Raw genomic sequence first — 13890 nt, 5'->3', positions numbered from 1 at the left:
CTGGTAGGTCTGGCCGACCAGGGCCAGCAGGGCGCCGAGGTTGAGGGCCAGGGCCAGCAGCAGGGCCTGGCGCGGCGTGTCGGCCAGACCTACCAGACCGGCGCCGATCCCTGGCAGCTGTTCGCCACCTGGGCCCTGTTGCTGCTGCCCCTGGCGGCGCTCGGCAGGAGCCCGCTGCTCTGGACGCTCGCCTGGCTGCTCGGCCAGCTCGCCCTGGTGCTCTACTGGCGCCTCGGCCTGTTCGACCTCTTCTTCTCCTTCGACGAGGAGGCCCTCGGCTGGTGCCTGACCCTGCTCAATGCCGCCCTCTGGGGCCTGCTGATCCTGGCCCCCGCCCGCTTCGCCCTCATGCCCTCCTGGATTGCCGGGCTGGCCGCCGGGCTCGGCATCACCCTGCTGGCCCTGCTGGCCCTGTTCAATGCCGCCTCCCCCTGGGTCTGGCCCGTCTGGCTCGCCTGGCTCGGCGCCGCCTACCTGCGCTGGCACCACAGGTTCATCGCCGGCCTCGCCATGGGCTGCCTGAGCCTCATCGCCGTGATCCTCGCGGCCCTTGGCAAGTGGATGGAGCCCGACATGAACGGCTTCCTGCTGCTCGCCCTTATCGCCATCGGTCTGTCGGTCCTGGCCAGCCGCTGGCTGCAACAACAACGGAGGCAGCATGTCTGACCTGACCCCCTGGGAACGGCTTCGGGCCGCCCGTCTGGTGGAGGGGGAGCTCCCCCGTGACGAACAGCCCCACTGGTCGAGCCGCTTCCTGCTCGGCATGGTGGGCTGGATAGCCGCCCTCTTCCTGCTCTTCTTCCTGTTCATGGCCTTCGAGAGCCTCACCCGGGAGGCGAACCACGCCCTCACCATGGGGGCCGTGCTGATGGCCGCCGCCCTCGGCCTCAATCGCACCGCCCGGCACACGGATCTCTGGGATCAGTTCGTGCTGGCGCTGGCACTGGCCGCCGATGCCTGGCTGCTCTACGGCCTGCTGGACAGGCTGGATCTGCACCACGCCCCGCTCTGGTTCGGCCTCGCCGCCCTGTCCCTCTGCATCGCCGCCCTGTTCGAACACTGGCTGGTGCGCCTGTTCCACAGCTTCGCCGCCGCCATCCTGCTCGCCCTTGGACTCGCCTGCCTCGGCCTGCAACTGCTGGCCCTGCCCCTGGTGATGGGGGCTGCCGCCCTCTGCTGGCTGCAGGCGGAGCGCGATCCCGTTCGCCATCAGCTCTATGAGTCCCTCACCCTGGGGCTGGCCCTCTCCCTGCTGGTGCTGGGACGGCTGCACCACCCGCTCTGGGAGGGCGGCGCCAGCGTGCTGGACGAGCTCGGCCCCTCCCGGCTGCCGCTCTGGCTCAACCCCTTGCTCTGCGCCGCCCTGCTGCTGGGGGTCATGGTGCACCTGCGCCTGCCGCTGCTGGCCTGCCTGCCCCTGGTACTGCTCAGCGCCCTCATCCCCGGCATGGGGGCCGGCGCCCTGGTGCTGGTGCTCGGCTTCTATGCCGGCAGCCTCACCCTCATGACCCTGGCCGGCCTGCTGCTGCTGGGCTTCGGCGCCCTCTATTACTACGATCTCGGGCTGACCCTGATGACCAAGTCCTGGCTGCTGCTGGGGTCGGGCGCCGTGCTGCTCGGCGCCCGCCAGGGGCTCCAATACCTGCACGGAAGGAACAAATCATGAGGCTTATCCCCCTGTTTCCGGGCCTGACCACAGAGCCTAGCGCCCTGCCCCTCGGCCACCATCCAGGGCACACACGCCTGCACGGAAGGAAAACATCATGAGACGCCTCTCCCTGTTTCTGGTCGGCCTCGCCATCCTGGCGGGGATCAATGCCACCGTCTGGCGCTTCGAGCACGCCATGGGCAGCGGCGAGGTGGTGCTGCTCGAACTCGCCCCGGTCGACCCCCGCTCCCTGATGCAGGGGGACTACATGCGCCTCGACTACGCCCTCGCCCGCCAGCTGACGGGCCGTCAGGAGGCCGCCACCCGGACCCTGGTGGTGCGTCTGGACGGGCAACAGGTGGCGCATTGGGTGGAAGAGGGCGACCCCGACGCCCTGGCCCGGGATCAGCGCCTGCTCAAGGTGCACCAGATCCACGGCCAGTGGCGGGTCGGGCCCGATGCCTTCTTCTTCGAGGAGGGGACGGCCGCGCAGTATGAGCGGGCGCGCTACGGGGAGTTTCGCCTGCAGGAAGATGGCGACACCCTGCTGGTGGGCCTGCGCGACGAGGGGTTCAAGCCCCTCGGCGACACCCGTCCCGCCTGGTAAGGTGATGACAAGCGGCCGGCAAGGCCCGTGGTGACAAGAAAAAAGAGGGGGACCTGCAGGCGCCCCTCTTTTTCTTGTGGGGGCGGCATCACCGGGGATCCGGATGTCCGGCTGGCGAAACGGCGTGACTTGGCAACACTTTACACTGGGCACTCGGCAGCGGGACGGTCAGGATGAGAACGACAAGCGCAAGGGGTTGGGGCAGGCTCGCCGCCGCCCTGTTGGTGGCACTCTGGAGCGGCCAGATGGCGCTGGCAAGCCCCGCGCTGGCCAAGCTGCACTACCTCACCGAGGAGTACAAACCCTATAACTTCACCGGGGAGGATGGTGCCCCCAGCGGCCTTGCCGTCGAGCTGCTGCACCAGGTGTGGCAGAGGACGGGCACCCCGCCCCAGCCCGTCAGCGTCCTTCCCTGGGCCAGGGGATATTACCTGCTGACCCAGAAGCCCAATGTGGTGCTCTTCTCCACCGCCCGCACCGAGGCGCGCGATCCCCTGTTCAAGTGGGCCTGCCCCATCGGCTACGCCGAGATCGTGCTGATGGGGCTCGCCAATCGCCCCCTGACCTTGACCCGGATGGAGGATGCCCAGCAACACACCATCGCCGCCGTGCGCGCCGACGTGGGGGAGCAGCTGCTGCTCAACAACGGCTTCGACGAGCAGAAGATCATGACCGCCAACCGCCTGCCCCAGGCGCTCAAGATGCTCACCTCGGGCCGGGTCGAGCTCATCGCCAGCAACAAGTCCACCCTGATGGATCTCATCAAGGCCCAGCAGCTGGATCCCGCCCGGTTCGAGGTGCGCTGGGTGCTGAGCTCCGAGCAGTTCTGTTTTGCCTTCAGCCACGCGGTGGACGATGCCCTGGTCAGGGAGTTCCAGCACGGCCTGACCCAGGTGCTCGCCAGCAGCGAGTTCCAGCAGATCCAGCACAAATACTTTCCCGCCCCCTGAGCCTCCCCGCGCCGGGGCCAGGCCCCGGTGCAGTCAGCTCGTCCTCCTCGCGCCCATGCCCCTTCTCCATGCCACACTTCAATGCCTGTCCCTTCGGCGCTGACTGACGGCAAGAGGTGGCTCGGGCAGCGTGGCCTGTTGGTCGGGGGGACAGGCGGGACGTCGGGCAGAGAGGGCTTATTTTACCCGCATCAGGCGATGACGCTGCCCGCCAAACTCCAGCTGGACCACCTGGGAGCGCGCCATGGCCTCGACCCGGGCCAGCATCTCGGCGCTGTAGCCCTTGCGGTGCATCCACTGCATGGGCTCCTCGAAGCTCCCCTCGTTGACGATAAAGGTGTCGGTGTAGGCATCGTGCACGATGCTGACCACCCAGATGCGCTGCTGGAACTCCGAGAGGCCGGCGACGAGCGCGGCCGCGCGCGCCCCCAGGGCGCGAACACGGTCGATAAGGGGGGTTGTCATGACGGGGGCTCCGCACTGGTTGAGGGGCGACATCCTAGCACCCGGAGGCCCGGGTCACCATGGGCCATATCAAGCCGACCTCGCGCCTTTGCCGGGGCCCCTTGCCTCAATGGGGGAGCGGCGGCACCGGGTTCTCTTCCTGTTCACGGCGCTGGCGCTTGACCGCATACATGCGCGCATCGGCCTGGCGCAGGGCCTCGTCGACGCTGATCTGCCCCGGATCGACCGCCACGACCCCCACGCTGGCGCCGGGGTAGTGAAGTGACTGCTCGCTGCCGAGGGGCAGTTGCAGCACGCTGTGTTCGAACAGCCGGCGCTGGAAGCTCTGCACCGCCGCCTCCACCGTCTGCTCCTCCGGGATGGGCCCCATGCCCACGGCGACGAACTCGTCGCCCCCCACCCGCGCCAGCATGTCGCCGCCGCGCAGGGTCTCGCTCAGCTGCCGCGCCATGGCGACGAGCAGCAGATCCCCCACCTCGTGACCGTGGGTGTCGTTGATGGCCTTGAAGCCGTCGAGATCGATAAAGGCGATAAGCACCGGATGGCCGGCCCGCTCCGACAACGAGAAGAGGCGGGTGAGCTCCAGCATCAGGGCCCGGCGATTGGGCAGCCCGGTCAGGGGATCGGACAGAGCCTGGCGGGAGAGCTCGTTGTTGGCCCGCTGCAGCTGGTGCAGCAGTTGCTCCCGCTCCACGTGCTCGGCGATGAGCCGCGCGAAGAAGGCGATCAGGTGTTCCGCCCCCGCCACCAGGGGTTTGCGCTCGGCGCTGGCACCGCACAGGGTGCCATAGAGGGAGCCGGACGAGGTGCGCACCGGGCTGCTCAGGTAGGTGCGAATGCCGAGGGCCCTGGCCGCCTGGGAATCCCCCCAGCTGTCGGTGACGTCGTCGCTGTAGCGGCGATCCTCGTCGATGGCCCGCCGGCACAGGGTGTCGTGCCACTCCACCGTCGCCCCCTCCGGGATCTGCAGCCCGGCCGCGTTGCGGGCAAACAGGATGTGCTGGGTGCTCTGCTGGAGATCGATCTGGGTGAGGTAGGTCGACTCCAGCCCCGTCACCGTCTCCAGCATCTCCAGCAGGGGCCGGGTCAGGCTCTCCAGATCCCGTGCCCCGGTGACCTGTACCGACAGAGCCTGCAATATGTTGTCCATGCCAATCTCCCAAGGTGCACGTGCTTGCCGGACACCTTAGCCAACTCGGGATGCCCGCCGCAAGCGCCAGTGTGGGCCTCACGGGGGGAAATCCCGCCGTTTTCACCGTTTGGCCGTCCCGCAGCCCCGCCCGGCGGCCCGCCCCGGGCCATAACTTTGAACCAGCGCAAAAAATCAATCAATTCTGACACTTGAGCCAGCAATATCCATGGATCGGGCCCTCTCGGCTCCGTAGGATGGGAATGGGTGCCCGTTGGCCCCTGTTTCGTCCCCTCGGGTCAGCGGCGCATTGTGGTAGCGACAGCCAGGGGCGGCAGCGACGGAATTTGGCCAACTTCCCGGGCCTCGGCAGGAGGCCAGCCCGGCATACCGCGCCTTCGGCAAGGGTGTCACCCTCGACGGGGTGCCCGTCTGCCCCGGGGCTCCATCCCCTCTCCCCTTGCGGATGAGACGTTGGAAGCAATTGGTAGGGTCGAGTAGGGTCGATTAGCGAAGCGTCATCGTCCGCGGTAACGATCCCTCTCCTCCTGCGGGAGAGACGTAGGGTGCAATAAGCGGAGCGCATTGCACCACGGTAACAATTCCCTCTCCCCTTGCGGGAGAGGGCTAGGGTGAGGGGTCACTAGCCTGATTGGCACGGCTTCGCCGCGCAGGACACGAGGACTCCGTCCTCGACAGGGTTTCGCCCGCCCTTCAGGCTTGGGCGAGTGACTTTTCTTTGCGTGGCCAAAGAAAAGTCACCAATCGAGCGGCCACCCCCGCTTGTTCGCCCTCCTACGTCGGGTTCCCTCGGTTCACCCGTTTATCCCACGGCACGCGCCGATGGGCCATCCCTGGCCCAGCGGCGCTCGCTCGGCGTCCTGCCTCGCGGCCTGGACAAACGGGCTCACCTCGGCGAACAACAGGGGGACAAAAACCAACCCGCAGCCCCGAGGCACAAGCCTGCTTGGGCAAGATCTTAAACAGAGCAGAGGGAAAACTCCCTTCTCGGAAATGTATTTTTATTGGATGCTCGACATTCAGTAACAAGAATTAATATAACGTTATGTCTCTAATTTCCGATTATTTTTCGCCAATCGAGTTTATAGACTTCTTTCAGTTATGCATATTGAGACCATTATGCTTCATACTAAAAAACCCAGAGAACAAAGTGGTAGAGATGCATTTAGCCGATATAAAGCTCAAGTCAGATCTGCGGGCATAGCATCTCTATCCATTCTTGAAGGCAATGAAATAGACAGAGTATATTGTGATTTGCATGATGACTTTGTAATACGTAAAAAAGATGAGCATGGGTTTAGTTATATATTTTATCAGGTGAAAACCAAAGGAAAGCAGAATCATAATTGGTCTGTCAGTGACATTTTTGGATTGCAAAAGCGAGCTAAGCAACAAGATCCATTAAAAATAAAAGATAGCTTTATTGGAAAGCTTCTACTTCACACAGTTGTTTTTGACAACTTCTGCCATGCAATTGTTTTCCAAACAAATATAAACAATGCAGACGATGTAGAGCAACTATTAACTGACATCGCCACAGGAAAATTCAAAGATAAGAACACGACTCATCTTATTTCAAATTTCAATCTATGCTTCATTGATGAGTTGACTAGCCAATTATCTCCCGAAAAAATAAAGTTTAATTTATCAAAACTTAAGTTTGAAACTGACGTTCAATATTTAAAGGGGGGTGATAACAACTTTGAGCCTATCGCAAGAGATAAAATATATAAATTTAGCGAAGTAGATTTGAGTTATTTAGAATCCAGAGAGATTTTAATAAAATTACTGGATCTGGTGGAAAATAAGTCAAGTGGAATTATTCATGACTTATCCATTGATTCTATTGAGAAATATGCAGCTATCTCAATTGATGACTTACTACCTATACTTAGTATTTCGAAAGAGGCTTATGAGGCGCTGTTACTAGGTGGTGATAGCAAAGCAATTAGAAATGCATCAATAATACAACGAACGCTATCTTCTGCTGGTGCAGGAAATGAAGAAATAGAGTATTGTTCTAGATGTAAAACCAATTGGGATATTTGGCTTAGAAAGAATAGACATGTAATACATGAGTTTGACCTTCAATCTATACAAAGCAATATAACTGGATTACTTAACAGTATTATTGGAAGTAAAAAATCACTTAAAATATCAGAATTAAGGCAACCAATAAAAGCATTGGCACATGAATTAAAATGTCAAGATTTGCTTTATGACCTGAACATTGATTTGATATTAGGCGCCGTTTTCGCTGAACTAGTAAAGGCAAAGTCATGAATTTTGATGCATTTTTTGATAATTTATCTCAAAAATCAAGCTCTATTCAGATGGTTGAATATAAAACTCAAAATCAATTACTTAACAATGAAGCATTGTTTCAACTCCCGTTAATTAGCCTAATTATATTGCTAATGGCCAAAGATAAAAGGAAGCCTAATGTATCAGAGATAGGCCAACTTGTTGGTGAGAGCATAGAGGCTAGTATGCCAGGGTTCAGAGGATCTGCTCAACATATTGGATGGTCAGCAAATTTAAGAGTGAGGACAGTAAAAGCGCTAAGCTTTCTTGAAATGGCCAGTCTTGTAATGGTTAATAATCGAAATAGCAAACTACAAATCACTGATTTAGGCAAGAAAGTTATTGGGCATGCGATGAGTAGGGATGATAACCTTTCATATAATCTAGCGCAGTTATCCAGAGCATATAGAAATATTTGTGTTTCTAGAAATCTAGACTTGGAACTAATATGATACTACTAAGCCTTAAAATTCATGCCATCGGAAATTACGGATGGGAGTCAGAAGAGTTAGTATTTGGTAAAAATATCACTCAGATCTATGGCCCTAATGGATGTGGAAAAACTCCGATAGTTCAATCCATTGCATTTTGTCTCGGCTTTCCAAGTATCTTTCGTAAAGATATATATGATCATTGTGGCCATGTGACGCTAAAAGTAAAAACATCTACTGGAATCATGATAATAAAAAGAACTATCAGTAGAGATGTTGAGATATCCATCCAGCATGAATCCGGTACGACTCTTTCATTTTATAACGAGCAAGATTATTCTGAATTTATTTTTGAGCTATTAGATTTAAAATCTCACACTCTTGTATCAAATTCAAATCATGCCACATCAGCATACCTTTCATCTATATTGCCAATATTTTATTTAGATCAAGATGATGGGTATTCAAAAGTTTATTGTCCACCCAATAATTTTATAAGAGATCAATTTTCTGAAATGATCAGAATGATTTTTGATCTGCCTGTAAAAAACTCTTTTGACATAAAAAAAGATAGAATATATGCGAAGGATGTACTAACTCAACTTGATAAGCAAATAGAAATCCATAATAGACAGCTACAAATAGCAAAAGATAACATAGCTACCGTCACCAAAAGCCCTGACATCATAAAATCGGAAATTGCTATATTAGAAAAAGATTTCGAAACAATTAAATCTTCCAACACCGTGCATGATGAATCAATTGGAGCACTAGACAGAATTATTCATATACATAGAAAATCAATAAAAAAAATCGATCATGAAATTTTTGAAACTAGCAAACGTGTAAATGGTCTTGCTCAATTAACACATGAGATAAACACTGAGATTGATACATTAAATCTTAACGAAGAAGCTAGGAGAGTGTTTTTATCATTTAATGAAATATGCAGTTCCTCTTGCTGCCATCTATTCAACTCAAGCTCAAATTCTTATAGTAAAAATCTATTATACCTGAAAGACCAAATCAAAGATCTACAACGAAACTCAGACAACGATAGAATAAGAATAGAACTACTAGACAAACAAAAAAATGCGTTAGAAATACTTATCAAGAACTTAGTTGATGAAAGAAATATCACTACTGCTAAAAGCGAAATATCAGCACTTGTAGATACAATTTCAGAAATAAAAAATCAAATTTTTGAGCTACAAACCCAACTAAGTAACATCGAAAGAGTTAATAAAATTGAATCCTATCATTTTGAGTTGCTAGCAAATAGAAATAAGGCTCTAGAAAACTATGACTCTTTATCAACTGAACGTTCTTTAACCCCCGAGATAATTAGAGTCAGATCTGAGTTAAGGACATTGTTTATCAAGTGGCTCGATGTAATAAAAACACAAAACATCAGTAAAGATATAACTTTTCAAACTGATTTCATTCCTATCCTAGGTTCCGAGAGCATTCAAAACTTAAAAGGAAGTACAAAAATAAGAACCGTACTAGCATTTCATGCTGCATTGCTAGAACTAATGGCTAATTTAGACAAACTGCATTTTAGATTCTTGATTTTAGATACCCCTAAGCAACATGAAATCCATATTGAAGATCTAGAGAATTACATTCAGGAACTTAAAAAGCTCTGTGTAAAATCCAATATTCAAATCATTTTCTCCACTACCGAATATCATTACTCAATTGTTAATGATGACAAGGAGTGGACACCTAAATTCCCAGGGAATACACAAAATATGTTTTTAAGCAGACCTGTCGTTTAAAATTTAAATTTTCATCATTCTCTACAAACTTAAAAAACCGTAGCCCAAGAGCTACGGTTTTTATTTCTATTGCCAAAATAGTTTTCCACCCAAACCGACTCTCTATTTAGTCAGCACCTTGCATTACTCGGCGCCTGCGGCAGGATAGCGGCCAATATGAAAGATGAAACCACGAACGGGCATGGTATTGGTTCCCCCTGCAAACCGCCGAGTCGAGTTCAACGGGTCAGGAGCGCCATCAGGGATGATGGCGCAGCCGCAGTCGGCACAGGGATGTGCCGTCTGCGGCGCTCCGTCCGACCCGTTGGACGAGACGAGGGAACCCGCGAAGCGGGCGGTTTGCCGGGGGAAAAGACTTTTGGTGACTTTTGGTCTTTCAAAAGTCACTCGCCCCAGCCCGAAGGGCGGGCGAAACCCTGTCGAGGGCAGCGCCCTCGCGTCCTGCATGGCGAAGCCATGCCATTCAGGAGAGAGGGAAGGTGCCAGCCCTCAGACAGGCCACAAAAAAACCGCAGCCCAAGGGCTGCGGTTTTTTTATTGGTTCAACCGGTTGGCGCCAGCAGCGCCACCGGCCTTAGGCACGGCGCCAGCTGGTCTTGCCGGCGCTGTCTTCCAGCACTATGCCCATCTCGGTGAGACGGTTGCGAGCGGCGTCCGCCGCGGCCCAGTTCTTGTCGGCTCTAGCCTGGTTGCGCTCGGCAATCAGGCGCTCGATCTCGGCGACTTCGTCGTCGGCCTCGTCACCCTTCAAGAAGGCATCCGGATCCTGTTGCAGGATGCCGAGCACGGCGCCGAGTTCCCGCAGGCGGGCACCCAGGCCGGCGGCGACGGCCACGTCTTCGGCCTTCTGTCGGTTGATCTCTCGCACCAGATCGAACAGGGCGGAGTAGGCTTCCGGGGTGTTGAAGTCGTCGTCCATCGCATCCTTGAAGCGAGCCACCTGCTCGTCGCCACCGGCAGCGGCCGCCACCGGCAGATCCCGCAGAGCGGTGTACATGCGCTCCAGGGCGGCGCGGGCCTGCTTCAGGTTGTCTTCCGAGTAGTTGAGCTGGCTGCGGTAGTGGCCGGACATCAGGAAGTAGCGCACGGTCTCCGGGTCGTAGTGTGCCAGGACGTCCCGGATGGTGAAGAAGTTGCCGAGGGACTTGGACATCTTCTCCTTGTCCACCATGACCATGCCGCTGTGCATCCAGGTGTTGACGTAGTCGCCACCGTGGGCGCAGCAGGACTGGGCGATCTCGTTCTCGTGGTGGGGGAACTGCAGATCGGAGCCGCCACCGTGGATGTCGAAGTGGTTGCCCAGGTGCTTGGAGTTCATGGCGGAGCACTCGATGTGCCAGCCGGGACGGCCCGGGCCCCAGGGGCTTTCCCAGGTCGGCTCGCCGGGCTTGGACATCTTCCACAGCACGAAGTCCAGGGGGTTGCGCTTGGCATCCACCACGTCGACGCGGGCGCCGGCCTGCAGCTGCTCCAGATCCTGACCGGAGAGCCTGCCGTACTCGTCGAAGGAGTCGACGATGAACATGACGTCACCGTTGTCCGCCACGTAGGCGTGGCCGCGATCCAGCAGCAGCTGGACCATGGCGATGATCTCGCCGATGTGGGCGGTGGCGCGCGGCTCGATGTCCGGGCGCACCATGCCGAGGGCGTCGAAGTCCTGGTGCATGTCGCCGATCAGGCGCTCGGTGAGATCGTCACAGGTCACGTGCGTTTCGGCAGCGCGCTTGATGATCTTGTCGTCCACGTCGGTGATGTTGCGCACATAGGTGAGATCGTACCCGGCGTAGCGCAGGTAGCGGGCCACCACGTCGAAGGCGACGAAGGTGCGGCCGTGGCCGATATGACAGTGATCATAGATAGTGACACCACACACATACATGCCCACCTTGCCCGGGTGGATAGGTTTGAATTCTTCTTTTTGACGAGTGAGTGTGTTGTATATCTTCAGCATCTTATGACCACTGCCTGTGAGTAAAATGGCCTGCCATTCTACCCGCATCCGGTATAGAAAACGAGGCAGAAAAGCCGACTCTCCCCCCTGCCATCTATGCCGCAGGGCCCTGATGGGCTAGAATTGCCACCACTTTATGCCATACACCTGCGGGCACCCTGTCGCCCGCATTCAATGAAAGGACAACTCATGGTCACTCTGCATACCAACCACGGCGACATCACCCTCACCCTGAACGCGGAAAAAGCCCCGGAAACCGTGGCCAACTTCCTGCAATACTGCCGTGACGGTCACTACGACAACACCATCTTCCACCGCGTCATCGACGGCTTCATGATCCAGGGCGGCGGCTATGCCCCGGGCTTCGAAGAGAAAGACACCCGCGCCCCCATCAAGAACGAGGCGGCCAACGGTCTGTCCAACAAGGTCGGCACCATCGCCATGGCCCGCACCATGGAGCCGCACTCCGCCAGCGCCCAGTTCTTCATCAACGTGAACAACAACGACTTCCTGGACTTCAAGTCCGCCACCACCCAGGGCTTCGGCTACTGCGTATTCGGTGAAGTGACCGCCGGCATGGACGTGGTCAACAAGATCAAGGGCGTGAAGACCGGCAACTACGGCCGCATGCACCAGGACGTCCCGACCGAAGACGTGGTGATCACCAAGGTGACCCTTGCCGAGTAATTCCTGCCGGCCAGGCTCTGACACAACTGCGGCCCCGGCCGCAGTTTTTCCATCTGTCGCCCCCAACTGGCGCCGCCTCGACTATCTGGCCCAGGGCAACCCGCGCCAGCGCTCGGCCCATGCCCTGATGGGGGACGGCCTCTGGGATGAGCTGGCCACGCTTTGCACCGACGTGGCGCTGGTGAGCACGGTCGCCATCGGGCTCGACAGGCCCGGCAGCGATCTCGACATCCTCTGCCAGCACCCGGACCCGGCCTCTTTGGCCGCGACACTGGCAACCCAAGGCTGGCAGGTGCGAAGCAAAGGCGAGCAGGTCTGGCTCGCCGAGCAGACCCGGCGCGGGCCCGATGGCCAGAGCTGGCCCCTCGAGCTCTATATCACCCCCGCTCCCCTCGAGCACCTTCACGGCTGGCGTCACCTCAGCCTGATGGCCGCCCTGCTGGCCCACTTCGGCGAGCCCTTCCATCAGGAAGTGCGGCGCCTTCGTCTGGAAGACGGGCTCAAGGGGGAAGCCGCCATCTGCCGTCTGCTGGGCCTCTTTGGCGACCCCTACGCGGCGCTGCTGACCCTAGAGGGGCGCAGTCTCGCGGGGCTGTGCTGGCCCCCCTCTCCCCTCGCCCGCCCGGCCCGAGGCGATGCACCGCCTTGCGCCCGCGCCGAGGACTCTTAACCACGATGCCCAGGACCTCATGAGCACGCTCTTTATCAGTGACATTCACCTCAGCCAAGGCAGGCCCGACATGACGGCCGCCCTGGTGCGCTTTCTCGAGCACGACGCCCCCGGCGCGGACGCCCTCTATGTGCTGGGGGATCTGTTCGAATTCTGGATTGGGGACGACGACCCCAACCCGCTGCACCGCGAGGTGGCCGAGGCCTTTCTCGCCCTGAGCCAGCAGGGGGCGCCCCTCTACTTTATCCACGGCAACCGCGACTTCCTCTTGGGGCGCCAGTTTGCCAAGCGGGCCGGCATGACCCTGCTCGGCGACCCCTGCGTCATCGAGCTGTACGGCGAGCGGGTGCTGCTGAGCCACGGGGATCTGCTCTGCACCCGGGATGAGGGGTATCAGAAGTTTCGCCGCATCACCCAGCTCAAGTGGCTGCGCTGGCTCTTCCTGCGCCTGCCGCTGACCCGGCGCCGCGCCATCGCCTGCAAGATGCGCGGTCAAAGCCAAATGGAAAATGCCACCAAGCAGCAGGCCATCATGGACGTGACCCCGGCGGCGGTGGACGAGATGCTGCGCCAACACGACTGCCGGATGATGATCCACGGCCACACCCACAGACCGGCCATCCACGACTTCTCCCTGGATGGGCGAGGGGCGCGGCGCATCGTGCTGGGAGACTGGTTCGAGCAGGGATCTGTGCTGGTGTGCTCCCCTGCGGGGCAGCGACTCGAGACCCGTACCCTGCGCTGAGGCTCGCCGGCAGGCGAGCCTCATATGACCATTTCTGACCCATGCCCACCCGGCCCGGGATGCAATAAAGATCCATGGGTATACTCTGGTTATCCGCACACAATTTATCCGTACACAATGAGGACAAGGTGATGGGATTTCTTACCTGGGTGGTATTGGGGTTGATCGTCGGCATCCTGGCCAAGTGGATCATGCCCGGCAAGGATGGGGGCGGTTTCTTTATGACGGTGATCCTGGGGGTGGCCGGCGCCATGGTGGGGGGCTATGTCAGCACCCTGCTCGGCATGGGTACCGTCACCGGCTTCAACCTGCCGAGCATCGTCATCGCCACCGTCGGCGCCCTGATCGTGCTGTTTGTCTACAACAAGCTGCGCAGTTGAGAAGCCGACCTGCACCGATCCGAGGGCGCCACTGGCGCCCTCGCTGTTTTCAGCCCCGCCGCTTTCATCTGTCTCTGCCCCCCGGTTTCATCCCCGTCCCTTCTCCACATCTGACCCTGCC

14 protein-coding genes are annotated in these 13890 nt (G+C 57.3%); 11 read left to right on the top strand and 3 right to left on the bottom strand.

Annotated features, from left to right (window positions below; all coding sequences use genetic code 11):
• The 4 genes from BN1136_RS01010 to BN1136_RS00995 form a co-directional block, all read left to right on the top strand.
• Positions 1–666, top strand: a 666-nt coding sequence (locus tag BN1136_RS01010; protein WP_231557819.1) for a DUF2157 domain-containing protein, incomplete at its 5' end; no start/stop codon positions are given.
• Entirely contained in the window at positions 659–1666 is a 1008-nt protein-coding gene (locus tag BN1136_RS01005) for a DUF4401 domain-containing protein (protein WP_043759634.1), read from the top strand. The genes BN1136_RS01010 and BN1136_RS01005, both read left to right, overlap by 8 nt.
• A 97-nt stretch (positions 1667–1763) precedes the next feature.
• Positions 1764–2255 (top strand): GDYXXLXY domain-containing protein, encoded by a 492-nt coding sequence (locus BN1136_RS01000; protein ID WP_043759632.1) that lies wholly within the window; start codon positions 1764–1766, stop codon positions 2253–2255.
• Positions 2256–2500: 245 nt separating this feature from the next.
• Entirely contained in the window at positions 2501–3205 is a 705-nt protein-coding gene (locus BN1136_RS00995; RefSeq protein ID WP_043759630.1) for a substrate-binding periplasmic protein, read from the top strand.
• Between the two features lie 177 nt (positions 3206–3382).
• Here BN1136_RS00995 and BN1136_RS00990 read toward each other — a convergent pair whose 3' ends face one another.
• Both BN1136_RS00990 and BN1136_RS00985 read right to left on the bottom strand, forming a co-directional pair.
• Positions 3383–3670, bottom strand: coding sequence for a hypothetical protein (locus BN1136_RS00990; protein ID WP_043759628.1), 288 nt, complete (start codon positions 3668–3670; stop codon positions 3383–3385).
• Positions 3671–3776: 106 nt separating this feature from the next.
• The gene (locus tag BN1136_RS00985) at positions 3777–4820 is read right to left on the bottom strand and encodes a GGDEF domain-containing protein (RefSeq protein ID WP_043759627.1); all 1044 of its coding nucleotides are present in this window, start codon (positions 4818–4820) and stop codon (positions 3777–3779) included.
• Positions 4821–5939: 1119 nt separating this feature from the next.
• Here BN1136_RS00985 and BN1136_RS19565 point away from each other — a divergent pair.
• Genes BN1136_RS19565 through BN1136_RS19555 form a run of 3 tightly spaced genes read left to right on the top strand, consistent with a single transcriptional unit; the run spans position 5940 to position 9336 of the window.
• Positions 5940–7103, top strand: coding sequence for a dsDNA nuclease domain-containing protein (locus tag BN1136_RS19565; RefSeq protein WP_081843694.1), 1164 nt, complete (start codon positions 5940–5942; stop codon positions 7101–7103).
• Positions 7100–7576 (top strand): hypothetical protein, encoded by a 477-nt coding sequence (locus BN1136_RS19560; protein WP_081843693.1) that lies wholly within the window; start codon positions 7100–7102, stop codon positions 7574–7576. The genes BN1136_RS19565 and BN1136_RS19560 overlap by 4 nt, the downstream gene beginning before the upstream one ends.
• Positions 7573–9336 (top strand): ATP-binding protein, encoded by a 1764-nt coding sequence (locus tag BN1136_RS19555; RefSeq protein WP_082034970.1) that lies wholly within the window; start codon positions 7573–7575, stop codon positions 9334–9336. Before BN1136_RS19560 ends, BN1136_RS19555 begins: the two co-directional genes overlap by 4 nt.
• 574 nt (positions 9337–9910) lie before the next feature.
• Here BN1136_RS19555 and cysS read toward each other — a convergent pair.
• Positions 9911–11287, bottom strand: coding sequence for a cysteine--tRNA ligase (gene cysS, locus BN1136_RS00975; protein ID WP_043759572.1), 1377 nt, complete (start codon positions 11285–11287; stop codon positions 9911–9913).
• Positions 11288–11476: 189 nt separating this feature from the next.
• Between cysS and BN1136_RS00970 the strand changes: the two genes are divergently transcribed.
• From BN1136_RS00970 to BN1136_RS00955, 4 genes are all read left to right on the top strand, one after another.
• Positions 11477–11974 (top strand): peptidylprolyl isomerase, encoded by a 498-nt coding sequence (locus tag BN1136_RS00970; RefSeq protein ID WP_042076022.1) that lies wholly within the window; start codon positions 11477–11479, stop codon positions 11972–11974.
• The gene (locus BN1136_RS00965) at positions 11964–12644 is read left to right on the top strand and encodes a DUF4269 domain-containing protein (RefSeq protein WP_043759570.1); all 681 of its coding nucleotides are present in this window, start codon (positions 11964–11966) and stop codon (positions 12642–12644) included. Before BN1136_RS00970 ends, BN1136_RS00965 begins: the two co-directional genes overlap by 11 nt.
• A 19-nt stretch (positions 12645–12663) precedes the next feature.
• Positions 12664–13389 (top strand): UDP-2,3-diacylglucosamine diphosphatase, encoded by a 726-nt coding sequence (lpxH, locus tag BN1136_RS00960; RefSeq protein WP_043759568.1) that lies wholly within the window; start codon positions 12664–12666, stop codon positions 13387–13389.
• 131 nt (positions 13390–13520) lie between these two features.
• Positions 13521–13769: a GlsB/YeaQ/YmgE family stress response membrane protein gene (locus BN1136_RS00955; protein WP_043759566.1), complete on the top strand. Its 249-nt coding sequence runs from the start codon at positions 13521–13523 to the stop codon at positions 13767–13769.
• The last annotated feature ends 121 nt before the right edge of the window (positions 13770–13890 follow it).

It is taken from the genome of Aeromonas taiwanensis (assembly GCF_000820165.1).
In the GTDB taxonomy this organism is placed as follows: Bacteria; Pseudomonadota; Gammaproteobacteria; order Enterobacterales; family Aeromonadaceae; genus Aeromonas; species Aeromonas taiwanensis.
The sequence above is the reverse complement of the archived record's forward strand: the minus strand, read 5'-3'. Positions and strand labels throughout refer to the sequence as shown.